This window comes from Ornithinibacillus massiliensis (assembly GCF_018310345.1).
GTDB classification, from domain to species: Bacteria; Bacillota; Bacilli; order Bacillales; family Amphibacillaceae; genus Ornithinibacillus; species Ornithinibacillus massiliensis.
On sequence record NZ_JAGXBY010000002.1, the window covers coordinates 22,663 to 47,948 of the forward strand.

Genomic DNA, 25,286 nt, shown 5'->3' on the forward strand with positions numbered 1-25,286 from the left:
CATCGTTTAATCGACAAATAGAACGGTAAATTCAACTTGATGAATTTTTGCTCTTACTTCTTCAACACATTCACACTCAACATTTTTTAGTATAGAAATTGCCTCTGCTAGAAATCCAGCTTCTAATCGAAATTCTGTATTTATTGGCATTTTCAAACGCTGAACAACGGAATCGGCTAGGAGATGAAATTCTAATTTGTTATTTTTCTCCTTAAATAACTCAAGCCGCCCCCAACCCATTTTCTCGAAGAAATAGATGACATCCCCCATGGATTGGAAATTAAATTTTCTTGCTAGGCCTTTCCCCATAAAATAAAGTAGGGCATCTGCCTCGGATCCAAATACTTCTGGTAAGCCTATGTATCGTACGACGTCATATCCAGCACCAGTCGATTGAATCTTATCCAATATTTCTACTGGAAGTTTCTCTTGTTTTTTCTGCATAGCTAGATTCCTTCCTGTATGTAAAAAGTCACATATTACATTATAAGTATACTCTTATTATCTATGCATTTTCATTATTTCGCAAGACTTACTATTAAGATGTAAGCGATTTAAATTTACCGAAAAATTGGGTTACCTTTTCTTGACGCTAATTGGAGATAGTCGTACAATAAACATGTTGCAAATTCTACATTTTAGTGAAAATAGTTTTATTCTATTTTATCTAAAATGTCAGACTATTAACTAAATCAAACATCAGAAGAACTAAGGGGGGTATTACATGGCGGAACATAGGGAGTATTTCTACAGAAGGTTACACTCATTATTAGGTGTAGTTCCTATCGGGTTATTTTTGATTAACCACTTAGTAGTTAATCACTTTGCTGTATATGGGGAAGAAAGCTTTAATAAAGCTGCAAGCTTTATGCACAATCTTCCATTTGTACTAGCATTAGAAATCTTTGTTATTTACTTACCAATCTTATTCCATGCAATTTTAGGGGTTTATATTGTTTTTGTTGCAAAGAACAATGTCAGACGTTATGGCTTTTTCCGTAACTGGCTATTCTACTTGCAACGTGTAACAGGTATTATTACGTTAGTATTTATTGCATGGCATGTATTTGAAACTCGTGTGCAAGTGGCTCTAGGTGCTGATTTAGATTACAGCTTAATGGAAGGGATTTTAACTAATCCAGTTATGTTCTGGTTTTATGTTATTGGTGTTCTTTCTGCTGTATTCCATTTCTCTAATGGATTATGGGGCTTCTTTGTTTCTTGGGGAATTGCACAATCACCAAGATCACAAAAAATTGTTACATATGCTACTCTAATTGTCTTTTTAGTAGTAAGTTATATTGGTATCAGAACACTAATTACTTTTGCTTATGGAGTGTAAGAAAAGAGAGAGGGAGTGAGGTTTCATAATGAGTAACCGTAAAATCGCTGTAGTTGGCGGAGGCTTAGCTGGCCTTATGGCAACAATTAAAGCTGCTGAAGCTGGTGTAAGCGTTGACTTATTTTCCATTGTACCAGTAAAACGTTCTCACTCTGTTTGTGCCCAAGGTGGTATTAATGGTGCAGTAAACACAAAAGGGGAAGGAGACTCTCCATTAATACACTTTGATGATACGGTTTATGGAGGAGACTTCTTGGCCAATCAACCACCAGTAAAAGCAATGTGTGAAGCGGCACCCGGAATTATCAATATGCTTGACCGTATGGGTGTAATGTTTAACCGTACTCCTGAGGGTCTTCTTGATTTCCGTCGTTTTGGAGGTACACAACATCACCGTACTGCTTTTGCTGGGGCAACAACAGGTCAGCAATTATTATATGCATTAGATGAACAAGTTCGTCGTTATGAAGTAGAGGGACTAGTAACGAAGTATGAAGGTTGGGAATTCCTTGGTGCTGTACTGGATGATGAAGGTGTTGGACGTGGTATTGTAGCGCAAAACATGAAGACGCATGAAATCAAATCGTTCCCATCTGATGCGACCATTATGGCTACTGGGGGACCAGGAATCATCTTTGGTAAATCTACTAATTCTATGATTAACACTGGATCTGCTGCTAGTATCTTGTACCAGCAAGGTGCAAAATATGCCAACGGTGAATTCATTCAGATCCACCCTACTGCAATTCCAGGAGATGATAAGCTTCGTTTAATGAGTGAATCAGCTCGTGGTGAAGGTGGACGTGTATGGACATACAAAGATGGTGAGCCTTGGTACTTCCTAGAGGAGAAATATCCTGCTTATGGAAACCTAGTTCCACGTGACATCGCGACACGTGAAATCTTTGATGTATGTGTGAATCAGAAACTTGGAATCAATGGCGAGAACATGGTTTATCTTGACTTGTCACATAAAGATCCGAAAGAACTAGACGTTAAACTTGGTGGTATTATTGAAATTTACGAGAAATTCGTAGGTGAAGATCCACGTAAAGTTCCGATGAAAATTTTCCCGGCGGTTCACTATTCTATGGGTGGACTATGGGTGGACTATAATCAAATGACTAGTATTCCAGGTATCTTCGCTGCTGGAGAATGTGATTATTCACAGCACGGTGCAAACCGCTTAGGTGCAAACTCCTTGTTATCCGCTATCTATGGCGGTATGGTAGCTGGACCAAAAGCTATTGAATATATAGATGGTCTTTCTAAACATGTAGAAGATCTGGACACGAGTCTATTTGAAAATCGTGTTAAAGAGGAAGAAGAAAAATTTGAAGCTCTCATGAACATGAGTGGCGAAGAAAATGCATACCAAATTCACCAAGAACTAGGTGAATGGATGACAGATAATGTTACGGTTGTACGTGAAAATGCGAAACTACTTAAAACCGATGAAAAGATTCAAGAACTACTAGAGCGTTGGGATAATATTAATATCAACGATACCTCTCGTTGGAATAACCAAGGTGTAATGTTTACTCGCCAGCTTAAAAATATGCTTCACTTAGCACGTGTTATTACAATTGGTGCTTATAATCGTAATGAAAGTCGTGGTGCACATTATAAACCGGAATTCCCAGAACGTAATGATGAGGAATGGTTAAAGACAACAATTGCAGAATTTGATGCAAAAGAAAATGCACCAGTATTCTCATATGAAGATGTCGATGTATCGTTGATTCCACCACGTAAACGTGATTATACGAAAAAGCACTAAGACGGAATACAAAATAGTGAAGGGAGTAAACTGAAAATGGCTGAACAAAAGACTGTTACATTTATTATTACGCGTCAAGATAGCCCAGATTCTGCTCCATATAATGAAACATTTAATGTGCCATATCGTAAAAATATGAACATTATCTCTGGGTTAATGGAAATTCGTAAAAATCCTGTAAATGCTAATGGGGAAAAAACAACACCAGTAGCATGGGATATGAACTGTTTAGAAGAGGTTTGTGGTGCATGTTCCATGGTAATAAATGGTGTGCCAAGACAATCATGTGCAGCTTTAGTGGATGAACTAGAGCAGCCTATTCGTCTTGAGCCGATGTCTACATTCCCAGTAGTTCGTGATCTAGTTATTGACCGTGAGCGTATGTTTGATGCATTAAAACAGGTTAAAGCTTGGATCCCAATTGATGGTACGTACGATTTAGGTCCTGGACCTCGTATGCCAGAGAAAAAACGTCAATGGGCTTATGAACTATCAAAATGTATGACTTGTGGTGTCTGCTTAGAAGCTTGTCCAAATGTTAATGACAAATCTAACTTTATCGGACCAGCAGCAATCTCTCAAGCTCGTTTATTTAACTCACATCCAACAGGTGAGATGAATGCAAGTGAAAGATTAGAAGGATTAATGGAAGAGGGAGGACTAGTTGGTTGTGGTAATGCACAAAACTGTGTCCAAGTTTGTCCGAAAGGTATTCCATTGACCACTTCTATTGCAGCGATGAACCGTGCAGCTACTGTCCAATCGTTCAAGAACTTCTTTGGCAGTGACAACGCACATTAATATGCTTTTACAACAAGACCCTTACCGAATAACATGGTAGGGGTCTTTTTTATCAATGGAGGGGAAGTTAGCTATGGGGAAAATTTCATATATTGAGGATTTTGAAGCTTGGAAAGCAGAATTCTTTTTTTCTATTCCGATTCGTATTCGTTTTTCAGAAACAGATATGTTCGGGCATGTGAATAATGTTAGCCCATTTATATATTTTGAAGAGGCGCGTATCGAGTATTTAAAATCTGTTGGATTGTTTGATAATGCGTCTAGCACAGAGGGGATTCCAATTGTGGCTGATTTGCAGTGTGATTATCATAAGCAATTGTATTTTCAGGATAGTCTTAGAATCTATGTAAAAGCAGCACACGTCGGTACTACCTCCTTTGATATCCATTACATGGGTGTCAATCAAAAGGAAGAGGTATGTTTAACTGGAAGAGGGAGAATAGTCTATATTAATCCGGAAAGTGGCAGACCGATTAAGCTTGGAGAAGAAATAAAAGATAAATTAATGATGGTAACCAATGAACATATAAAACCGACTTCCTAAAAAGGAAAGTCGGTTTCTTTTAGAGCTTTAATTCGCCCATACGGATAAGCTCTACAACTGCCTGTGAACGCCCCTTGACTCCTAATTTTTGCATAGCATTTGAAATATGGTTACGGACAGTTTTTTCAGATATAAACAATTCCTGGGCAATTTCTTTAGTTGTTTTGTCCTGAACTAAGAGTTCGAATACTTCTTTTTCTCGTTTAGTTAATAACTGCTTCGGTTTGTACTCGTTGTCCTTCAAATGTTAACCCCTCCTTGCTGTCATAGAGCTGCATGACGAAGGGAAATTATTTAGTCACTAATAGCTTATGTGATGAACCATAAACGGTGCGCACATTTCTCGCTTGGGAAAAATATATTAATATACACCTTTTTTTCTTTAGAAGTATAGTTTTTGAAAATAATTTATTAGTTTTTCGAGCTTTTATGATAAAATATGACTATATATTGAATGGAAGTTCAGGAGGTAAAGTCTTGAAAAACAATAGTACACCGGAACAGATAGCGAAATTAGAGAAAAAACTCCGACATATTTCGGGTGCAATAAAACAAAACGGGCGTAAAATACTTAATAACTATCCAATAACAAATCCTCAATTTATCGCGCTTCAATGGTTGAAGGAAGAAGGCGACATGACCATTGGAGAATTATCAGCGAAAAATGGCTTGGCTTTTAGTACGACTACTGATTTAGTTGATCGAATGGAAAAAAATGAATTAGTAGAACGAGTACGAGATATGAATGATCGTCGAGTAGTACGGATACATGTATTAGAAAAGGGACATCGCATTATTGAAGAGGTTATCTTAAAGCGTCAGGAATATTTAAATAATGTCTTAGAGAACTTTACCGAGGAACAAACAACGACACTGATAGAACTCCTCAATCTGTTACATGCTCAGATGAAAAGTATTAATGAAAAATAAAACGAAACTACATCTAGAAGAGGCGGATATAATTGGATAAACCGATTGGTGTCATCGACTCAGGAGTCGGTGGTTTAACAGTAGTACATGAATTAATGAGGCAATTGCCGAGGGAAAAACTAATTTATCTAGGCGATACGTTGCGATGTCCATATGGTCCAAGGACTCCAGAAGAAATTAGAAGTTTCACCTGGGAAATGGTTGAATTCTTATTAACGAAAGATATCAAAATGTTAGTAATCGCATGTAATACCGCTACAGCATACACACTGTCAGAATTACAAGAACAGCTCACTATCCCTGTAGTCGGCGTTATTCAGCCTGGAGCGCGTGCTGCGATTAAGTCTACTATTAACAATCATGTAGGCATTATTGGTACAGAGGGTACGGTTCGTAGTAAAGCATATAGTATAGCACTTAATATGATAAAACCTAATCTCAATATTTCAGCGCTTGCATGCCCGGCTTTTGTTCCACTAGTTGAACAGGGAATGCTTTCTGGTAATGTTGCGATGAAAACAGTGGAGGAATCGTTATTTGCTTTAAGAGACTTTAAAGCCATGGATACACTTATATTAGGTTGTACGCATTATCCATTATTGAAAGATGTGATCCAGGAAGTGGTTGGGCCTCAGGTTACGTTGATTTCGTCTAGTGAAGAGACGGCAAGAGAAACCAGTACAATATTGGAAGTGAATCAGTTGTTAAATGAGGGGCTAGCTCCTTGCTACCATCAATTTTACACCACTGGGGATGTGGATATGTTTACCACATTAACGAAGCGAATTTTTAATAGTTCTATTGATAATCTAAGGTCTGTTTCAATTGAGAAAGCTGTTATCTAGTTAGCGTTGTTCTTTTGTAGGTAGCGTTTTTAAGAAAATTAGGTATCGTCATGAATAGCCGGTAAATGGAGACAGGCAAGAGCCTGGGACAAAACGAAAAGAATTAAATGCAAAACCGAATGATACACGATACTAGCTCCGGAAATATACGTAGACTCCAGCGGGAGGAAAGGCATAGGTGAGACCTCTAAAGAAGTAGCACGAGGAGGCTCACCAGCCGCCCGGCGGCAAGGTAGACACTGCGATGGTTTTATCGAGCAGATGTCGCCCCTGTGCTGAAAGTGAAAGCGAAGTATATTTCCGGAGCGAGGTCGGTTGCTCATCATTCGGTTTTTTAATGATCATCTTTTTGTCCCAGGCTTTTTTATATGTTTTTTACTCATCATCTACAAATTTCATTCATCAGGTCTAAAATGAATGAAGGGCTCGTATATATAGTAGTACAAACTATCGTAGGAGGGAATGACATGAGAAAGCGATTTATGCTAATGTTAATCACTACTTTTTGTACACTATTACTATTAACTGGATGTTTCCAAGGCGAACAATCATTACAAGATATGGATCCACCACCAAATGCGGAAGAAGTTGATGGTAAAGAGGATCCAGCCACAGACAAGGAAGAAAGTGCTAATGGGGAAAGTGATAGTACAGCTCAAACAGTGGAACGTCAACTATTTTTACTAGATTCGAATGGATTGGTAGCACCTCAATCACTTGAACTACCAGTACCAGAATCCAAGGAAGTGGCAGCTCAAGTATTAGAATACTTGGTTAAGGATGGACCTGTAACAGCGCTATTACCAAATGGATTCCAAGCAGTACTTCCAGCTGGTACAGAAATTCTAGGTGTTGATATTTCTGAAGGTACGATAACAGTAGATTTATCAGAGGATTTTACAGAATATGCTGCTTCAGAGGAAAAACAAATCTTAGAAGCAATGACATTTACGCTAACACAGTTTGATAATGTGGAACGTGTGAAACTTCGTGTAGGTGGTCAAGACTTAAAGGCTATGCCAGTAAGTGGTACACCAGTTGCTAATGGCTATACTCGAGCAAACGGAATTAATATTGTGGAATCCGATACCGTAGACTTAATTAATAGTAAGGCTTTAACGATGTACTTCCCAACGGAACATGAAAATAATCAATATTTCGTACCAGTAACCCAATATGTGGAAGTAAAGGATGGTAATCTACATCAAGCAATTGTCCAGGCTTTAATTGATGGACCAGCTTATGAGACGAATTTGATGCATGTATTCAATGACGAAACCATATTAATCGATGATCCTAAATTAAATAGTGGTGTACTGGATCTAGTATTTAGCCAAGATGTGTTGAAGGATATGGAAAATGGTGTCATTGCAGATACTGTGATGGAAACGTTGGTTCGTACATTAACAGAGCAAGAATCAATTGAGGCAGTAAACATAAAAGTAGAAAACGTCGAGCAAATTGCAAATGAAAGTGGCGAAGTGTATACAGAGCCAGTTACAAGGGAATCAATCATCCCATCAGAAAAATTATAGAATTGTTTAGGAGGAGAACGGATTTATATCTGTCTCCTTTTTTTGTAGGTGATATGGATCATAGTTGTCATGCTATGATTTTTTACTTTTTGTCGATTAGCATTTAGAGGGGAAGGAGTAAAGGATTACAAGTATCTTCTAAAACAATTGTATAAGGTGAATCTTTCCAGTAAAATATGATAAGCTAAGGTTTGATAAGGAGGAAAATAATATGAGAACAGATCAAAGAAATGTTAATAGCTTACGACCAATTATGATTACAACAGATTTTATTAAGCATCCAGAAGGCTCTGTATTTATTCAAGTAGGCGATACAAAAGTTATTTGTAATGCTACGATTGAAGACAGGGTTCCTCCTTTCATGCGTGGTCAAGGAAAAGGGTGGATTACGGCAGAATATGCGATGCTACCACGTGCTACCCAAGATAGAAATATTCGTGAATCTTCTAAAGGAAAGGTTTCAGGAAGAACGATGGAGATTCAGAGGCTAATTGGGCGTGCACTTCGCTCAGTAGTTGATTTGGATCAAATTGGTGAAAGAACGGTTTGGATTGATTGTGATGTCATTCAAGCAGATGGTGGTACAAGAACAGCCTCTATAACAGGAGCTTTTGTTGCAATGGTTCTTGCTTTTGGGAAGCTTTTACAAACGAATACATTAACGAAAATGCCTGTAACAGACTTTCTTGCTGCTACATCGGTTGGTGTATTACCAGATGGAACGGAAATATTAGATTTGAACTATGAAGAAGATTCTATGGCTAATGTGGATATGAATATCGTTATGACTGGCTCTGGTGAGTTTGTAGAAATTCAGGGAACTGGTGAAGAGGCTACTTTTTCAATGGCGCAATTACAAACCTTGTTAGCATTAGCAAATGAGGGATTAAGTGAAATTTTTGCCGTACAGAAGAATGCAATTGGAGCATTATCAGAACGCATCGGTGAAACAGTAAAGTGAGGTGGTATGGAATGAAGGAGATCATTATTGCAACTAAAAATGAAGGTAAGGCGAAAGAATTTAAAGTTCTATTTGAACGGTATGGAATAAAAGCGACTTCATTATTGGATTTAGTACAAGAACTTCCAGATATTGAAGAAACGGGTTCTACCTTTGAAGAAAATAGTGCACTGAAGTCTGAAGGTATTGCGAATATCCTACAAATACCGGTTATGGCTGATGATTCTGGATTAGTAATTGATGCACTTGACGGTGAACCAGGAATTTTTTCTGCTCGGTATGCTGGTGAGCCTAAGGATGATAAGAAAAATATCGTGAAGGTATTAGAAAATTTAAAAGACGTTCCTACAGAGGAGCGTACTGCACGTTTCGTATGTGTGCTATCCGTTTCAATACCTGGTGAGACTACTATTTTTAAAAAAGGATATTGTGAAGGTACTATTGCATTTGAAGAAAAAGGAAGTCATGGTTTTGGGTATGATCCAATCTTTATACCAGACGGATATAATCAGACTATGGCAGAGCTTGGTCCTGGAGAGAAGAACAAGATTAGTCACCGAAGAAATGCGATGGTTCAATTAGAAGATTGGATACAAAATCTACGTTAGTGGAGAGGATATCATGCCAAAAGTTGTTATTATGAGTGATAGCCACGGATTAACGAAGGAAATAGCAATGATTAGAGAAAGAGAGAATGCTCCATATATTTTTCATTGTGGAGATTCTGAGTTAAATGAGCGGGCGAAAGAATTGGAAGGTGTATTTACCGTATCAGGAAACTGCGATTTATACGGTGAATTTCCGAATGAAATCATTAAAGAGATTAATGGACTAACATTCTTAGTTGTTCATGGGCATTTACATAATGTTAAAATGAATTTATTAAACTTATCCTACCGCGCAGACGAGGTCAATGCAGATATTATATGTTTTGGTCATTCTCATATCGCTGGTTTGGAGAAAGTTAGCGGTAAGCTATTTCTAAATCCAGGTAGTATACGACTACCAAGAATGCGAACCGAGAAGACGTATTGTGTGCTAGAATGGGAAGAAAGAGATAGAATTGCTGTAATGTATCGAACGGTTGAAGGGAAAATTGTAGAAGAATTATCTTACACAACTGCTTTAGATTAGAAATGGGAAGGGGGTGTATTCCAAGCACCCTTCCTGTTGAATATTTTGTAAATTGATAAAATGGATTTAAGTATTGACTTTTAGGTTGAAACTCCATATAATAATTTTTGTGACCCAAAAGGAAACATATATTGATATGCGGGTGTAGTTTAATGGTAAAACTCTAGCCACGAGCGAAACATCTAACGAATAAACTACGAGTTGCCCTGAGGAATATACTTCCTTGAAAAACTAGCAGACGCAGGGGCATGACTTGCGTGAGTAATAATAAAGTAAATATATACACTTAAATGCGGGTGTAGTTTAATGGTAAAACTCTAGCCTTCCAAGCTAATGTCGTGGGTTCGATTCCCATCACCCGCTCCATAAATATGTCCCAGTAGCTCAGCAGGATAGAGCAACAGCCTTCTAAGCTGTGGGTCGGGAGTTCGAATCTCTCCTGGGACGCCATTACATAACAGTTTAACCCTTGATATGACAAGGGTTTTAATAGTTAAGGGATGCTAACACAGATTTGAATACTGTGGCAGCATCTCTTTTTTTATCTCGAGAATAACGCTGCAAATTTCTATAGCCTCCTAGTTTATTTTACTGGAGGATGATACTGTTGAAGCGATCTATGCTGAACCCCCGGTGGTCCACCGTATGTTAGTTTTTCCTACTCTAAAAGGTCGAACGCCTTCGCCAACAATTCGATTCCCTTCATTCGATTCGCTGCACCAGGGAGATTCGGAATAATGGTTACTTCTTCTACTTGATAGTACGCTTTTAATTTAATCAGTTCCTCTTTCACATATTGGGCATCGCCGATGATTGCCTTTTTTCTTGTACGTTCAATCTTTTTCTTCTCAAATGAGCTGTATTCTTGTTTTTTTGCTGTTTCCACAGATGGAAAATATAGTGGGTTTTTAGCAGTTTCAAGTGATACCATCCAATCATCAAAAGCAAGGGCTAACTCTTCCGCCTCTTCTTTCGTTTCGGCAATAATGGTGAAAACGGCAATAGCAGAATTTGGTTTCTTCTGAAATACAGAAGGTCGGAAATGCTTCTTGTAGTCGGCAATCACGTCTATCCCGTTATCTAATGGCTTAACAAAATGAGCATAGGTTAAGGATAATCCATGTTCGGCGGCTATTTTGGTACTTTGACCACCTGCACCTAGCATCCAAATTTCTGGTTTTGTCGGTGTAACAGGTGTAGCGATTAGGTTTTGAAAACGATGCTCGCTAGAAGTATCATCTGTTAAATACTTCAAGACATCTTTTACAAGCTGTTCATAAGATAATCTTTCTTCTTTTTCTTCATTTAAAACCTGATTAACGAGTCTACCACCAGGGGAATTGCCAATGCCTAAATCAATGCGATTAGGATGGATTGCTTCCAGCATACGAAAATTCTCTGCTACTTTATATGGACTATAGTGGGGGAGCATTACCCCGCCAGAACCAATACGGATACGTTTGGTACGGCTTGCGAGATACATCATGAGCATTTCTGGAGTACTACTGGCAATCGAGAAGGCATGATGTTGTTCAGGTACCCAATATCGGTTATATCCCAATTTATCCGCAAGTTTTGCTAATTCTACTGTTTGAAGCAGTGCGTCTCGTGCGTTATTACCTTCATCAATTAGTGAATAATCTAGTATATTTAATGGAATCATGATGTAACTCCTTTGTATTTAAGTTTATATGTCATTTTCGTATATTTTGGTGCGAAAGGCAAATGAATGAACTATAAATTGCATAGGAGATCGGTACTTTATGAAGCACATCTTTTGCTTCTCTCTATGGTATTCCCATACAATATAGATGACCATAACTTTATACGGGAGGAATTATTATGGCGAAAGTAGCTTTTCTTCTAGCAAATGGATTTGAAGACTCAGAAATGAAAAATCCATATGAGGCAGTAAAAGAATCTGGACATGAGGTAGTGATTGTTGGGTTAGAAAAAGGTGCGGAATGTAAAGGCAAGAAAGGCACCGTTTCATACACAGCAGATCTTGGCGCATCTGAAGTAAAGGCTGCAGATTTTGATGCGGTTGTGATCCCGGGTGGAGGAGCACCAGAAGCATTACGTGTTAATGATGATGTGGTTCGTTTTGTAAAAGAAGTTAACGAAGCAGGTAAGTTAATTGCTGGGATTTGTCATGGTCCACAAGTTATGATTAGTGCGGATATCCTAAAAGGAAAAGAAGTAACAAGCTACATCGGAATTCGCGATGATGTGAAGTTAGCAGGCGCTAATTATCACGATAAAGAAGTAGTAGTAAGTGAAAACCTAGTAACATCACGTACACCTGCAGATGAACCTGCATTTATTCGTGAGATATTAGCAAGATTAGCTTAATAAAGTTATAAATATAGGGACGGGCAACTTAGTTCAACAAGTGTCCGTCCCTGATTGTTTAGGCTAGGAATCGAGTCAAACCTCTTAGAGTAAGGGGAGTGGCTCTTTTGTTATTTTTCATTGAGTATTATTCGTACCAGTATCAGCCTTATTCACTTTCTTTATTACGATAAAACCATTTATGATAAAGGTGTGATAAATAGTACGTTAACCAGACGGTTATAAAACTCCAGTACCACGTCCACTTCTTGTACTTAATTAGATTCGTATACTTAACAGCAAATAATTCAAAACCTGCTATGACAGAGGTGTGGAAGAAATAATAAAGCATCTTAATAAAAGCAGGGCGTTTTTCTGGATAATACAAATTAAATAAAGTGCATAGGGCAGGGTAGACAAAGTATTCAAATGTAAAGCTAGATTTAATGGACTTCGAAAAAAATAGACGCTTAGGATATATGATGAGCTTTTTCTCTACAACTAGTAAACCGAAAAGCCAAGTAATTAGATGCTTAAATAAGAATGCTATTTGTGCTTCACGGATTCTTTTTTTAGGAACAAAAATAAGTAGTAATATAGCAGTAATACCCCATGCGGATAATTCGATATTTCTATCCAGTTTATTTTTCATTAATAAAGTCACCTCTACTTTAGGGTGACTAGAAATTTTAGTTTTATGTACTTTTTAGTTAGAAAAAAGTAGTTGAGGTAGATTAATACTACCTAATTCTCTCTAAACTTTATCATTCATTAATCGTTAACGCCTTAGCGGGAGCATGGATTCTAAAAGTGAGAATTGTTTAGATATATGCTCCTCTGTTATGCCTCCGACAAGAGAAAGTATGCCTAATCCTTCAATAACAAACATGAAATTCTCAGCAAGCATATCAATTTTCTCATTTCGTAATACGCCTTGGCGAACACCCAATAAAAGTATCTCTAAAATGGTGGATTTAATGTGATGAAGTAAGGACTGTTGGAAATGCCGATTTTCTTCGTTTTTATGCGTAAATAAAAACTCATAGGTAGAACGTAGCATGCTATCTTCTAAATGAAGCAAACGTTGCTTTTGGACTATTAAATATGAATTCCAAAGCTCGAAGAAAGGGGTGTTTTCCGCTACTGCCCTTTTTACTGCCTCAAAGTTTCGATGATTTCTCCGTTTTACTACCTCCATATATATTTCGTCAACTGAGCTGAAGTAAAGATAGATGCCACCCCTGCTTATAGAGCACTCGTCAATAATGTCTTGCATGGTTACATTAATATACCCGTTACGACAGAAGACGTCTTTTGCATGCTTTAATATAGTAGCTTCTTTTTTTCTTCTTCTTTCTATGTTCGATGTTCTTACCATTGCATTACTCCTAACTAAATGATGGATGACGCTTTTGTTGTTATGTGATAAAATCTATTTCATAATATATGACACGTGTGTCATTAAGTCAATATGCTAAAGAGGTGAGGAAATGCAATTGCCACAAATAGGTTTTATCGGAGCTGGCAAGGTAGGCATTACACTCGGTAAATATTTTTCTGAATATAATATTCCCATCTTCGGTTATTACAGTAAAACAAAAGCAAGTTCTAATCACGCGGCATTAATAACAAGATCTAGAAGTGTAACGCTACAAGAAGTTGTTCAAAATAGTGATTTGCTTTTTCTAACGGTTCCAGATTCTGCCTTGCCGGGAGTGTGGGAGCAGATACGGCAATTTCCCCTTGAAGGAAAGGAAGTATGCCATTGTAGTGGAACATTAAGTTCTTCTGTATTTCAAGATATTGAAAAATGGAGGGCATTGGGATTTTCTCTACATCCTCTTTGTGCCATTCATGATATCAATACCTCCTATTTAAGCATGCAGGGGGTTCATTTCACCTTAGAGGGGGCAAAGGGTGGAAATCATATACATAAATTACTGTCTAAATTAGCAAACCCCATTGAACATATTGCTCCTGAGAATAAAATTCTCTATCATGCGGCAGCAGTGTTCTGTAGTAACTTGGTCATTGGTTTGACAAAAATGGGTACAGACTTATTTCTGGCTAGTGGATTGAGCGAGAGTTTTGCTCAAAAAGCATGGCGGACGCTTTTTGAGCAAAACGCACAAAATGTTGTACAAATGGGATTACTTGCTTCGTTAACAGGTCCTATTGAAAGAGGTGATGAGACTACCGTGAAATCACATTTACATACCCTTCAGGGGCCTCATCGGCAAATATATGAAGTACTTTCCAAGGAATTGCTTGAGTTAGCCAAACAAAAGCATCCTGAAAGAGACTATTCAAAGTTAGAGGAGGAAATGCTGATATGAAGAATACGGTATTAACATTACAACAGCAAAAACGTAATGGAGATAAAATTACAATGCTTACGGCTTATGATTACACTACTGCGAAGCTCATGGATAAGGCAGGAATAAACTGTCTGTTGGTAGGTGATTCCCTTGGGATGGTAATGCTTGGATATGATAGTACGCTTCCTGTCACAATGGAAGATATGATACACCATACAAAGGCTGTAGCTAGAGGTGCAGAAAACGCTTTTGTCGTGGCGGATCTTCCATTTATGGCCTATCAAGTATCTGTAGAAGAAGCGGTCAGAAATGCTGGTAGATTAGTTAAAGAAGCGGGTGCACAAGCTGTCAAGTTAGAAGGCGGTAAGGAAGTGTGTGCCCAGATAGAGGCAATTAATCAAGCATCTATTCCAGTAATAGGGCATCTTGGATTGACACCGCAATCGGTAAATGTTCTTGGAGGGTATAAGGTACAAGGACGTGAACACGATGCAGCAGTTAAGCTATTGGAGGATGCATTAGCAGTAGAAAAAGCTGGTGCTGTAGCACTCGTGCTAGAGTGTGTACCGGCAACATTTGCTGAATGGATATCGAGCATACTAACTATACCAACAATTGGGATTGGTGCTGGAGCTGGTTGTGATGGCCAAGTCTTGGTGTACCAGGATATGCTTGCGATGTTTAGTGACTTATCTCCGAAGTTCGTGAAGAAGTATGGTGCTGTAGGTAACTTAATGAAAGAAAGCTTTGAACGCTATGCTCAAGAAGTGAAGGACGGTATCTTCCCAGGAGAGGAGCACATATATAATATGGATGAGGAAGTGTTAAATGAACTAAAAAAACAGTTCGAGGAGGAACAAAATGAATATCGCTAAGACCATTAAAGAGACAAGGCAGATTGTACAACAATGGAAAAATGAAAATCTTACGATTGGCTTTGTACCTACTATGGGATATTTACATGAGGGGCATGCGAGTTTGATAAGGCGTGCAGCTGAGGAGAATGATCGAGTTGTTGTTAGCGTCTTTGTTAATCCAATACAGTTTGGTCCATCTGAGGATTTGGATAAGTATCCTAGAGATATTGAAATGGACAAAAGGATATGTGAAGCAAATGGTGCTCACCTTATATTTGTCCCTGGGGTAGATGAATTATATCCTTTTGGTTTTAGCACATATGTTGATGTGGAAGGTACATCAAAGGGACTTTGTGGGGGGAGTAGGCCCGGGCACTTTCGTGGAGTTTGCACGGTTGTTGCAAAGTTGTTTCATATTGTCCAACCAGACAGCGCATTCTTTGGTATGAAAGATGCGCAGCAACTTGCTGTTATCCGTAGAATGACCGAAGATCTATGTTTTCCGGTTCGGATTGTTGGTTGTCCCATTGTTAGGGAGTCGGATGGTTTAGCGCTTAGTTCTAGAAATAATTACCTAAATGATGTGGAGAGAAAAGCTGCATTATGTTTGTCTCAAGGTCTTGATGAGGGATTAAGATTGATCGAGAATGGTGAAAGAAATACACATGTAATAAAATCTGCTGTACGTAAAAAAATTGAACAAGAACCGCTTGCACGGGTAGATTATGTTGAAGCTGTTGATCCGAACACTATCCAGGGTATAGATTATATAAAAGAATCCATTCTATGTGCAGTAGCTGTTTTTATTGGTAATACAAGATTGATTGATAATTTTATTTGGGAAGAGGCATAACAAATGAATGTAACCATGTTAAAAGGAAAACTACATAGAGCTACGGTAACTGAGGCGAATCTTAATTATGTTGGTAGTATTACAATCGATGAGCATTTAATGGAAGCTGCAGGGATATTAGAGTATGAACTAGTCCAAGTGGTCGATATAAATAATGGAAGTAGATTTGAAACGTATGTTATTAAGGGAGAACGGGGCTCGGGAATGGTTTGTTTAAATGGAGCAGCTGCCCGGTTGGTCCAAGTTGGAGATAACGTAATTATAATGAGCTATGCTCAGTTATCACTTGAAGAAACAGCTAATCATAAACCAAAAGTGGTATTGTTAAGTGAAGATAATCAAATTATGGAATTGACTGATAGTATTACACACGGAGGGCAAGCAAGAAGTTAATCTGTACTATATAGCCATCTCAATCTAACCTGGAAATATTTGTGATTAACGGTCTAATGGGCCTTAGCTCGAATTTTTAAGGTGATTGCCATCCACTCTGCTACAGAGGTTCATTACGTATAAACGGATCGTTTAGAAGTAAAAAGTAGCTATTTTCTATTTGTAGGTGAATTTTAGTATAATGGACAAGTAGGTTGAAAATGCTTTTCCCTTTGTTTCTCTTTACTTTAAGCTAGGAAATGAATTCGGCTATGTGTCTATAACGTGGTAAAAAGTAGTCATAAATCGGATACGCTAGCATCAAATTAGAATATGCATGTATGATAAGGTAAGGGAGGCTAGGGGATGCTAAAGTTTTTGAAGTACTTGTTTATTACCGTGTTGGTCCTTATCGGTATAGGATATGGTGTCTATTATGTTGGCATAAATCTAGCATCAGATAAATTGATGGAAGCTTGAACTGCACAATTAGAGAATAGCGGTGAATTGGAAAAGATAAAAAGAGCAATAGAAGGTGATCCGGAATTACGAGCTTTTCTACAGGATGCTCAATCTGTCGATGAAAGTACATTGCCATTTACAACGAAGGAGGAAGCTGCCAGACTTTTAGTGCAAAAAGTGGGTATATCGGGACTACAAGATATTCAAACGAAGGCAGAACAAGGTCGCATTACGAAGGATGAACTTATCCACGAAATGGAACAGAAATTAACAGATAAAGAGATAAAGGCATTAAAAGTAATAGCATATAAGGAACTATATAAATAGGTTTTGGTATTGAAGGAAGTTATGAAACGTATAAAATTCTCCCTTTCGATAAATTGCTTTTCCTTTAGGATTATGCAATTATATAACATGATATATTTCAAAAAATTTACTGGAGACCTTAGAAGGTTTCTTTTTTTACATGTATTAGGTAAAGAGAAAGAAGTGTAAGCACACCATGTTTACTGCTACGTATTCTTCTTATCAGATTGGTTTAAAATAGCGTAATAGTATTAAGGGAGGAAGGCTATGAATCATGATGACGAAAATATCATTATCTTTCCGAAATACGGAATGACCTTAAAGGAAGAGGGATTCCAAGCATTACAAGAGAAACGGTATAATGATGCATTATCGAAATTGAATGAGTTGTTACAATATAATATACATGATCATGAAGTGATTATTGGCAAATTAATGTGCTTAATGGAGTTGGGTCACTATCAAGAGGCTGAAGAATTGTGCGAAAGTATGATTGAGAATAAACAAGATGAACACTATTTCCACTATATACATATTTATTTAACGATATTGTTCCAAACGAATAAATATGATGTATTAATGGATTTGATCGAAGTGGAGTTAGCTTCGGAAAATCTACCTACAATGTTACGAGAGCAATTTACCGAGCTATATAATATGAGTGAAAAAATGGAGTCAGATATAGTAGAAAAGCAGTCAACTATATTTATTGAAGAGCTACTGGAAGCTGTTTCCCTTTCGAACCATGAAAAGCAGTGGCAAACAATAACAAGGCTACGTTCTATGGAAGCTGAGCTAGATAATCGGGTAATCCAATTATTAGGACAAAATGAGGTACATCCAGTGGTGAAAACTGCTATCTTCTGTTGGCTACAAGAACAACATGTTACAAAGCAAGTTGATGTAGAAAAACAGGGCGTGAAAATTAATGTAAAACCTCATGATGTTCCAGAGATAGCAATGCACCCTACCTTTAAAGGGACATTAGCCCACCTACATGAAGTGGAGCAGGAGAACCCAACCTTATATCACTTTTTAAATCAGTTGCTCTATCGTTATTTTTATGTTCAATACCCGATTCTACCACCCGAATCCGACGCAGAACTACTGGCGGAGAGCTTGAAGATGATAGGCTATCAAATAATGAATCAACAAGGACTACCATCTATGCAAGATAAGGGGAAGGTAGTGGTGTATCGAGATGATATCTTAACCAGTGAGCAGTTATATTTATCTATCATTGAGGAATAAATCAAAACTTTAGCTTATGTCTTGAAAGGCTTAGTAATTATGTTATAATAAGATGGTTGCAATTTTAGAAAAGTGTTTATAAAAATACTTAAATGAATCTAATTAATGAAATTAAGTAGTTAATGGAAATAATAGATTTTTGGAGGGAAAAATATATGTCAGTAAAATGGGAAAAAAAAGAAGGAAATGAAGGAGTTTTAACTTTTGAAGTTTCTGCAGAAGAGTTTGAAACTGCTTTAGATAAAGCCTTCAAGAAAGTAGTAAAAACAGTTCAAGTTCCTGGGTTCCGTAAAGGTAAAATGCCTCGCCCAATTTTTGAAAAGCGCTTTGGTGTAGAAGCATTATACCAAGATGCAGTGGATATCGTATTACCTGAAGCATATACGAAAGCTGTTGAAGAATCTGGTATCGAGCCAATTGATCAACCTAGCATTGATATTGAACAAATCGAAAGAGGTCAAACATTAGTATTTACTGCTGATGTAACAGTTAAGCCTGAAGTTAAGCTTGGCGAGTATAAAGGTCTTGAAGTAGAAGAATTAGATTCTACTATTACAGATGAAGATGTAGATAACGAATTACAACAACTTAGAGAGCGTCATGCTGAACTAGTGGTAAAAGAAGAAGGTACTGTTGAAGAAGGCGACACGGTTGTAATGGATTTTGAAGGTTTCTTAGATGGTGAAGCTTTCGATGGCGGAAAAGGTGAAAACCATTCTCTTGAAATTGGTTCAGGTCAATTTATTCCTGGATTTGAAGAACAACTAGTTGGTAAAGAGGCTGGCGTGGAAACTGAAATCCAAGTAACATTCCCAGAGGATTACCATGCGGAAGATTTAGCTGGTAAAGAAGCTACTTTCAAAGTAACAATTCATGAAATTAAATCAAAAGAACTTCCAGAGCTAGATGACGAGTTCGCTAAAGATGTCGATGATGAAGTGGAAACTCTAGAAGAGCTTAAAGCGAAAAAACGTGAAGAGCTTGAAACTGAGAAGAAGCAATCTGCTGAAAATGCAAAACGTGAAGAATTAATTAACAAAGCTTCTGAAAATGCAGAAGTAGAAGTTCCAGAAGTAATGGTTGAAACAGAACTTGATCGTATGATGCGTGAATTTGAACAACGCCTACAAATGCAAGGGATGACATTAGACCTTTACTACCAATTCTCTGGTCAAGATGAGAATGCTTTAAAAGAGCAAATGCGTGAAGATGCTGGTAAACGTGTCAAAACTAATCTAACTCTTGAAGCTATTGTGAAAGCTGAAAACCTTGATGTTACAGATGAAGATATAAAAGCTGAGTTAGAAAACATGGCTTCTATGTATGGCGTAGACACAGAGCAACTAACACAAATGCTTGGTGGTAACACAGAACCAATTAAAGAAGATCTATTATTCCGTAAAGCAATTGATTTCTTAGTGGATAATAGTAAAACAGTTGCATAATATAATAATGGACTGGTAATATACAACAAAAAACAAGGTGCGAAAATTCGTACCTTGTTTTTTTAAACAGAAAAGGATGTATATTCAAAGGATCCTAGCTTCGTAAGCAAGCAACAAGTAAGACTTACCACATCTATAGACTTCGATAAATGGAGTACCTTGTACTTTTCTTGCTTTCGAGAATGGTTTTCTTTAGTAATTTTATGTGTAATTTAGTATGATAAGAAACAAAGCAGTGTAAGAATCAGTATCAATTTTATTAGGTATCGTGTCATATACTAAATAAATCACACGAAAATAGGTTATCTGTAACATCGTAAAGAGAAAATAAATGGTATATACTACTTAGAGAACAGAGCAAAGTGTATATTATTTTGTTTTCAAAACGCCATCTGATATGATATCTATTATAACTGAACGTTTTGTGTTATCGACCAGAAATTTTAGGGGTGAAAAATTAATGTTCAAATTTAATGAAGAAAAGGGACAGCTAAAATGTTCATTTTGTGGTAAGAGTCAAGAACAAGTACGAAAGTTAGTTGCTGGTCCTGGTGTTTATATATGTGATGAATGTATTGAACTATGTACTGAAATTGTAGAAGAAGAATTAGGTACCGAAGAGGAAATGGAATTCAAAGAGGTTCCGAAGCCTAAAGAGATTTGTGAAATCTTAGATGATTACGTAATCGGACAAAAACAGGCGAAGAAGAACCTATCTGTAGCAGTATATAACCACTACAAACGTATCAATTCACCAAAGTCTACCGATGATGTTGAATTATCAAAAAGTAATATTGCAATGATCGGTCCTACTGGTAGTGGTAAAACACTACTTGCTCAAACTTTAGCTCGTATTCTCAATGTTCCATTTGCAATGGCGGACGCGACCTCTCTTACAGAAGCAGGATATGTTGGGGAAGATGTTGAGAACATTCTTCTAAAGCTAATCCAAGCTGCGGATTATGATATAGAAAAGGCCGAAAAAGGTATCATATACATTGATGAGATAGACAAGGTTGCTCGTAAATCAGAAAATCCTTCTATTACAAGAGATGTTTCTGGGGAAGGTGTACAGCAAGCACTTCTAAAAATACTAGAAGGAACCGTTGCTAGTGTGCCTCCTCAAGGAGGTCGTAAGCATCCGCATCAAGAGTTTATCCAGATTGACACAACGAATATCTTATTTATTTGTGGTGGAGCATTTGATGGAATTGAACAAGTGATTAAGAGAAGACTTGGTAAGAAAGTTATTGGTTTCGGCGCTAATGAAAAACAAGAAGAATTAGATAAAGGCCAACTCCTTTCTAAAGTGTTACCGGAGGATTTACATCGTTATGGTCTAATTCCTGAATTCATTGGAAGACTTCCAGTGATCGGTAGCCTTGAACCATTGGATGAGGAAGCATTAATTGAAATTTTAACAAAGCCTAAGAACGCACTTGTTAAGCAATACGAAAAACTATTCCAAATAGATAATGTTGAACTAGAATTTGAAGAAGATGCTCTAGTTGAAATTGCTAAGAAGGCAATCGAACGCAACACAGGTGCTCGTGGATTACGTTCTATTCTAGAAACCATCATGCTAGATGTGATGTTTGAACTTCCATCAAGAGAAGATATTACGAAGTGCGTAATTACGAAAGATACAGTAATCAATGAGAATGGTAGTCCAAGACTATATTTCACGGATGGTACTGTAGCTGAAGGAATTACGAAGCTTCCAAAAGAAAGTGCGTAAGTTTTACATTCAGGTAAGAAGAGGCTGACTAGGATTCTTGTCCCAACCAGATGAACCATCTGAAGCGGAATGAAAGTCCCTAGTTAGTCTTTTTTATTTTCATGACAAGGAAAAGAATTACCGAGACACTCTGAGGGTAAGCTAAATAATGTCACAGTCGTGCTCTTTTGTTTTACAAAGTTAATACACTTCTATAAACTTTAATATACATAAAATTTAATTCAATTTATTATTTGGAGGTACATACTAAGATGAATAATGATACAAAACAGGTTCCCCTCCTCCCGTTACGTGGTTTATTAGTATTTCCAACGATGGTGTTACATCTTGATGTAGGTAGAGATAAGTCTGTTGCTGCAATAGAGAAAGCTATGGTGGATGAACAGATTATCTTCTTAGCTGCTCAAAAGAAAGTAAGTATCGATGAACCTAAGCCTGATGAAATATATCGTATTGGAACACTGGCGAAGATTAAGCAAATGTTAAAGCTTCCTAATGGAACATTTCGTGTGCTGGTTGAAGGCTTAAATAGAGGAGAAATAATTCGATTCATAGATGAGGATAATGAGTTTACAGTTGAAGTTCAGGAATTAGAAGAGGTTTCTGGTGATTGGTTAGAGGAAGAAGCTCTCATGCGAAATATTCGGAAGCAATTTGAGCAATATGTAAAAGTTTCTAGAAAAATTACGAAAGAAACTCTGGCTACAGTTAGTGATATAGAAGAGCCAGGAAGATTAGCAGATATTATTACCTCACACTTATCATTGAAATTAAAAGATAAACAAGAGCTATTAGAGATGGTTAACACGAAAGAACGATTACAGCATCTGATCAATTTAATTTCTAACGAAAAGAAAGTTTTAGATTTGGAGAAAAAAATTGGGCAGCGTGTAAAATCCTCCATGGAGAAAACACAAAAGGAATACTATCTTCGTGAACAACTAAAGGCAATTCAACAAGAACTCGGTGATAAGGATGGTAAATCTGGTGAGGTAAGTGATTTACGGGAAAAGATTGAGAAATCCAATATGCCTGAACGAATCATGGAGGTCGCTTTAAAAGAATTAGGACGTTATGAAAAGGTTCCACAGTCATCTGCAGAGAGCTCTGTGATTCGAAACTATTTAGATTGGCTGTTAGCATTGCCATGGACGGAAAAGTCTCAAGATACAATTGAGATTCCACGTGTACAAGAAATATTGGATAAAGATCATTATGGTCTTAATAAAGTTAAAGAACGGATATTAGAATACTTGGCAGTTCAAAAGTTAACTAATTCTATAAAAGGGCCTATTCTTTGTCTTGTTGGGCCACCGGGTGTTGGTAAAACATCTTTAGCAAAATCCATCGCTAAATCGGTAAATCGCAACTTTGTGCGAATCTCTCTAGGTGGAGTTCGAGATGAAGCGGAAATCAGAGGACATAGAAGAACATACATTGGTGCTATGCCAGGGCGAATCATCCAAGGAATGCGCAAAGCAAAGACCATTAATCCAGTATTTTTATTAGATGAGATTGATAAAATGTCTAATGACTTCAGAGGAGATCCTTCCTCTGCCATGCTCGAAGTATTAGATCCAGAGCAGAACAATAGCTTTAGTGACCATTTTATTGAAGAGACATACGATTTATCGAATGTTTTATTTATTGCTACAGCTAACTATGTTAATAACATTCCTGGACCATTATTAGACCGTATGGAGCTCATATCACTTTCCGGTTATACAGAGATGGAGAAGCTTTATATTGCCAGAGAGCATCTTTTCCCTAAACAACTGAAAGAGAATGGCTTGAAAAAAAGCAATCTCCAAGTTAGAGATGAAGCATTGCTCAAATTAATTCGTCTATATACAAGAGAAGCTGGTGTACGTACACTAGAGCGGCAGATTGCTAAGGTATGCCGTAAAGCAGCAAAACTTATTGTATCGAACGAGAAAAAACGAGTGGTTGTAACAGAAAAGAGTTTAGAGGAGTTGCTCGGTAAACCGATTTTCCGATATGGTCAAATGGAAAAAGAAAACCAAATTGGAGCAGCAACCGGACTTGCGTATACTACGGTTGGTGGTGATACATTATCTATCGAAGTATCACATTATCCTGGAAAAGGTAAATTAACGCTGACAGGTAAGCTTGGTGATGTTATGCGTGAATCTGCTCAAGCTGCATTTAGCTATATTCGCTCTAGAGCAGAGGAGCTTGGCATCCAACAAGATTTTCATGAAAAGTATGATATTCACATTCATGTTCCTGAAGGTGCCACACCTAAGGACGGTCCTTCTGCAGGAATAACAATGGCAACGGCGCTAGTGTCTGCCCTATCGAACCGTGCCGTAAAAAAAGAAGTAGCCATGACAGGGGAAATTACATTAAGAGGACGTGTGCTTCCGATTGGTGGACTAAAAGAGAAGACCTTGAGTGCACATCGTGCGGGTATCACGACAATTATCTTCCCAGAAGATAATAAAAAGGATCTAGATGATATTCCAGAAAGTGTAAGAAATGAATTAACCTTTATCCCAGTAAATCATCTGGACCAAGTATTAAAGCATGCCCTAGTGGAGGAGAAAAATGAAAGTAACAAACGCTGAAATTGTAATTAGTGCCGTTAGTAAGAAACAATATCCAAACGATCAACTACCTGAAATTGCTCTAGCAGGCCGATCCAATGTTGGGAAATCATCGTTTATTAATAAGTTAATCAACCGCAAGAACCTAGCGCGAACATCATCAAAACCAGGTAAAACACAAACATTGAACTTCTATCGAATCAATGACGCCTTTTATTTTGTCGATGTTCCTGGATATGGATATGCGAAGGTTTCCAAAACCGAACGTGAAAAATGGGGAGTCATGATGGAAGAATATTTTCAGACTCGTGAGACATTAAAGGCTGTATTACTTATAACCGATATTCGCCATGAGCCAACTCGTGACGATATCCAAATGTATGAATTCTTAAAGCATTTTGATCTTCCTGTAGTGGTTGTTGCAACGAAATTAGATAAAATTCCAAAAGGGAAACGAGCACAACATATTAAACGAACCATTAATACGCTACAAGTGGACAAAGGTGATCTCGTGTTGCCTTTCTCAGCGGAAACTGGTGAAGGTAAAGATGAAGCTTGGGGAATTTTGAAGAAGTATTTATAGTGTAAACGTAATAATAAGAAAATAGATGGAAAACCGAATGATACACGAGCAGAGTCATTGCTCATCATTCGGTTTTTTTTGGAGAAAATTAATTTTGTGCCCAGCTCTTTTTAAGATGCAAGGGGCAACCGTGTGAAGTTTACCAACCGCAAAATATAATTACATCCATCTTTTTCCGTCACAGCAGCCTGCAAAATATTGGACATTTTGATGAATTCCTACTGCAAGACAGTATTATGAAGCAATTGTAAGAGATGAGTACTTATATGCCTATAATAAAGTTAGTGCATCTTATATCAATATTAATATGATTATTTCCAATTCGATGTTC

The 25,286-nt window shown here is 37.5% G+C and carries 26 protein-coding genes and 2 tRNA genes; 23 read left to right on the plus strand and 5 right to left on the minus strand.

All coding sequences use genetic code 11. The annotated features are described in order from the left end of the window. Nucleotides 1–6: 6 nt before the first annotated feature. Entirely contained in the window at nucleotides 7–444 is a 438-nt protein-coding gene (locus KGF86_RS04175; RefSeq protein WP_186870245.1) for a YslB family protein, read from the minus strand. Nucleotides 445–724: 280 nt separating this feature from the next. On the opposite strand from KGF86_RS04175, the gene KGF86_RS04180 reads away from it, so the two are divergent. The 4 genes from KGF86_RS04180 (at nucleotide 725) to KGF86_RS04195 (ending at nucleotide 4,467) form a co-directional block, all read left to right on the plus strand. After that, on the plus strand, nucleotides 725–1,342 hold the full coding sequence (locus KGF86_RS04180) for a succinate dehydrogenase cytochrome b558 subunit (RefSeq protein ID WP_186870246.1): 618 nt from the start codon (nucleotides 725–727) through the stop codon (nucleotides 1,340–1,342). A 28-nt stretch (nucleotides 1,343–1,370) separates the two neighbouring features. Further along, nucleotides 1,371–3,122: a succinate dehydrogenase flavoprotein subunit gene (gene sdhA, locus KGF86_RS04185; RefSeq protein ID WP_186870247.1), complete on the plus strand. Its 1,752-nt coding sequence runs from the start codon at nucleotides 1,371–1,373 to the stop codon at nucleotides 3,120–3,122. A 36-nt stretch (nucleotides 3,123–3,158) separates the two neighbouring features. Then, the gene (gene sdhB, locus KGF86_RS04190; RefSeq protein WP_186870248.1) at nucleotides 3,159–3,923 is read left to right on the plus strand and encodes a succinate dehydrogenase iron-sulfur subunit; all 765 of its coding nucleotides are present in this window, start codon (nucleotides 3,159–3,161) and stop codon (nucleotides 3,921–3,923) included. Between the two features lie 73 nt (nucleotides 3,924–3,996). Continuing rightward, nucleotides 3,997–4,467, plus strand: a complete 471-nt coding sequence (locus KGF86_RS04195) for an acyl-CoA thioesterase (RefSeq protein ID WP_211741228.1) — start codon at nucleotides 3,997–3,999, stop codon at nucleotides 4,465–4,467. Between the two features lie 19 nt (nucleotides 4,468–4,486). Here the strand turns inward: KGF86_RS04195 and KGF86_RS04200 are convergent, their stop codons facing one another. Beyond that, nucleotides 4,487–4,711: a helix-turn-helix domain-containing protein gene (locus KGF86_RS04200; RefSeq protein ID WP_010099041.1), complete on the minus strand. Its 225-nt coding sequence runs from the start codon at nucleotides 4,709–4,711 to the stop codon at nucleotides 4,487–4,489. 233 nt (nucleotides 4,712–4,944) lie between these two features. Between KGF86_RS04200 and KGF86_RS04205 the strand changes: the two genes are divergently transcribed. From KGF86_RS04205 to KGF86_RS04240, 8 genes are all read left to right on the plus strand, one after another. Further along, a complete protein-coding gene (locus KGF86_RS04205) occupies nucleotides 4,945–5,397 on the plus strand; it encodes a MarR family winged helix-turn-helix transcriptional regulator (protein WP_246521321.1) in 453 nt (150 codons plus the stop codon). Between the two features lie 32 nt (nucleotides 5,398–5,429). Next, entirely contained in the window at nucleotides 5,430–6,242 is an 813-nt protein-coding gene (gene racE, locus KGF86_RS04210; RefSeq protein ID WP_211741229.1) for a glutamate racemase, read from the plus strand. Nucleotides 6,243–6,709: 467 nt separating this feature from the next. Then, nucleotides 6,710–7,777 carry a GerMN domain-containing protein gene (locus tag KGF86_RS04215; RefSeq protein WP_186870252.1) on the plus strand — a complete coding sequence of 356 codons (1,068 nt, stop codon included), beginning with the start codon at nucleotides 6,710–6,712 and terminating at the stop codon, nucleotides 7,775–7,777. A gap of 211 nt (nucleotides 7,778–7,988) precedes the next feature. After that, complete coding sequence (gene rph / locus KGF86_RS04220) at nucleotides 7,989–8,738, plus strand: ribonuclease PH (protein ID WP_211741230.1); 750 nt, start codon at nucleotides 7,989–7,991, stop codon at nucleotides 8,736–8,738. A gap of 11 nt (nucleotides 8,739–8,749) precedes the next feature. Further along, on the plus strand, nucleotides 8,750–9,346 hold the full coding sequence (locus tag KGF86_RS04225) for an XTP/dITP diphosphatase (protein WP_211741231.1): 597 nt from the start codon (nucleotides 8,750–8,752) through the stop codon (nucleotides 9,344–9,346). Between the two features lie 13 nt (nucleotides 9,347–9,359). Next, complete coding sequence (locus tag KGF86_RS04230; RefSeq protein ID WP_186870255.1) at nucleotides 9,360–9,872, plus strand: metallophosphoesterase; 513 nt, start codon at nucleotides 9,360–9,362, stop codon at nucleotides 9,870–9,872. Between the two features lie 292 nt (nucleotides 9,873–10,164). Further along, nucleotides 10,165–10,238 (plus strand) — tRNA-Gly (locus KGF86_RS04235). Nucleotides 10,239–10,245: 7 nt separating this feature from the next. Further along, nucleotides 10,246–10,322: transfer RNA gene (locus KGF86_RS04240), tRNA-Arg, on the plus strand. Nucleotides 10,323–10,530: 208 nt separating this feature from the next. Here the strand turns inward: KGF86_RS04240 and KGF86_RS04245 are convergent. After that, the gene (locus KGF86_RS04245; RefSeq protein ID WP_211741232.1) at nucleotides 10,531–11,535 is read right to left on the minus strand and encodes an LLM class flavin-dependent oxidoreductase; all 1,005 of its coding nucleotides are present in this window, start codon (nucleotides 11,533–11,535) and stop codon (nucleotides 10,531–10,533) included. A gap of 179 nt (nucleotides 11,536–11,714) precedes the next feature. Here KGF86_RS04245 and KGF86_RS04250 point away from each other — a divergent pair, with 179 nt between their 5' ends. Then, nucleotides 11,715–12,224, plus strand: a complete 510-nt coding sequence (locus KGF86_RS04250) for a type 1 glutamine amidotransferase domain-containing protein (RefSeq protein WP_222619048.1) — start codon at nucleotides 11,715–11,717, stop codon at nucleotides 12,222–12,224. Nucleotides 12,225–12,372: 148 nt separating this feature from the next. Here KGF86_RS04250 and KGF86_RS04255 read toward each other — a convergent pair whose 3' ends face one another. Next, nucleotides 12,373–12,855 carry a CBO0543 family protein gene (locus KGF86_RS04255; protein ID WP_186870257.1) on the minus strand — a complete coding sequence of 161 codons (483 nt, stop codon included), beginning with the start codon at nucleotides 12,853–12,855 and terminating at the stop codon, nucleotides 12,373–12,375. A 126-nt stretch (nucleotides 12,856–12,981) separates the two neighbouring features. Beyond that, nucleotides 12,982–13,581, minus strand: coding sequence for a TetR/AcrR family transcriptional regulator (locus KGF86_RS04260; protein ID WP_186870258.1), 600 nt, complete (start codon nucleotides 13,579–13,581; stop codon nucleotides 12,982–12,984). A 112-nt stretch (nucleotides 13,582–13,693) separates the two neighbouring features. Between KGF86_RS04260 and KGF86_RS04265 the strand changes: the two genes are divergently transcribed. From KGF86_RS04265 to yihA, 10 genes are all read left to right on the plus strand, one after another. Then, a complete protein-coding gene (locus tag KGF86_RS04265; protein WP_186870259.1) occupies nucleotides 13,694–14,539 on the plus strand; it encodes a Rossmann-like and DUF2520 domain-containing protein in 846 nt (281 codons plus the stop codon). Further along, on the plus strand, nucleotides 14,536–15,396 hold the full coding sequence (panB, locus tag KGF86_RS04270) for a 3-methyl-2-oxobutanoate hydroxymethyltransferase (RefSeq protein ID WP_186870260.1): 861 nt from the start codon (nucleotides 14,536–14,538) through the stop codon (nucleotides 15,394–15,396). The genes KGF86_RS04265 and panB overlap by 4 nt, the downstream gene beginning before the upstream one ends. Next, nucleotides 15,383–16,231 carry a pantoate--beta-alanine ligase gene (gene panC / locus KGF86_RS04275; protein ID WP_211741233.1) on the plus strand — a complete coding sequence of 283 codons (849 nt, stop codon included), beginning with the start codon at nucleotides 15,383–15,385 and terminating at the stop codon, nucleotides 16,229–16,231. The genes panB and panC overlap by 14 nt, the downstream gene beginning before the upstream one ends. Nucleotides 16,232–16,234: 3 nt before the next feature. Further along, entirely contained in the window at nucleotides 16,235–16,624 is a 390-nt protein-coding gene (gene panD / locus KGF86_RS04280; RefSeq protein ID WP_211741234.1) for an aspartate 1-decarboxylase, read from the plus strand. 486 nt (nucleotides 16,625–17,110) lie between these two features. Beyond that, complete coding sequence (locus KGF86_RS04285) at nucleotides 17,111–17,392, plus strand: hypothetical protein (protein ID WP_246521323.1); 282 nt, start codon at nucleotides 17,111–17,113, stop codon at nucleotides 17,390–17,392. Between the two features lie 246 nt (nucleotides 17,393–17,638). Beyond that, complete coding sequence (locus KGF86_RS04290; protein WP_186870264.1) at nucleotides 17,639–18,622, plus strand: tetratricopeptide repeat protein; 984 nt, start codon at nucleotides 17,639–17,641, stop codon at nucleotides 18,620–18,622. Between the two features lie 155 nt (nucleotides 18,623–18,777). After that, nucleotides 18,778–20,067, plus strand: coding sequence for a trigger factor (gene tig, locus KGF86_RS04295; RefSeq protein ID WP_186870265.1), 1,290 nt, complete (start codon nucleotides 18,778–18,780; stop codon nucleotides 20,065–20,067). Nucleotides 20,068–20,527: 460 nt separating this feature from the next. Next, the gene (gene clpX / locus KGF86_RS04300; protein WP_186870266.1) at nucleotides 20,528–21,805 is read left to right on the plus strand and encodes an ATP-dependent protease ATP-binding subunit ClpX; all 1,278 of its coding nucleotides are present in this window, start codon (nucleotides 20,528–20,530) and stop codon (nucleotides 21,803–21,805) included. A 251-nt stretch (nucleotides 21,806–22,056) separates the two neighbouring features. Further along, entirely contained in the window at nucleotides 22,057–24,393 is a 2,337-nt protein-coding gene (gene lon, locus KGF86_RS04305) for an endopeptidase La (RefSeq protein ID WP_211741235.1), read from the plus strand. Next, nucleotides 24,374–24,955: a ribosome biogenesis GTP-binding protein YihA/YsxC gene (gene yihA / locus KGF86_RS04310; protein WP_186870268.1), complete on the plus strand. Its 582-nt coding sequence runs from the start codon at nucleotides 24,374–24,376 to the stop codon at nucleotides 24,953–24,955. Before lon ends, yihA begins: the two co-directional genes overlap by 20 nt. Nucleotides 24,956–25,286: the final 331 nt, after the last annotated feature.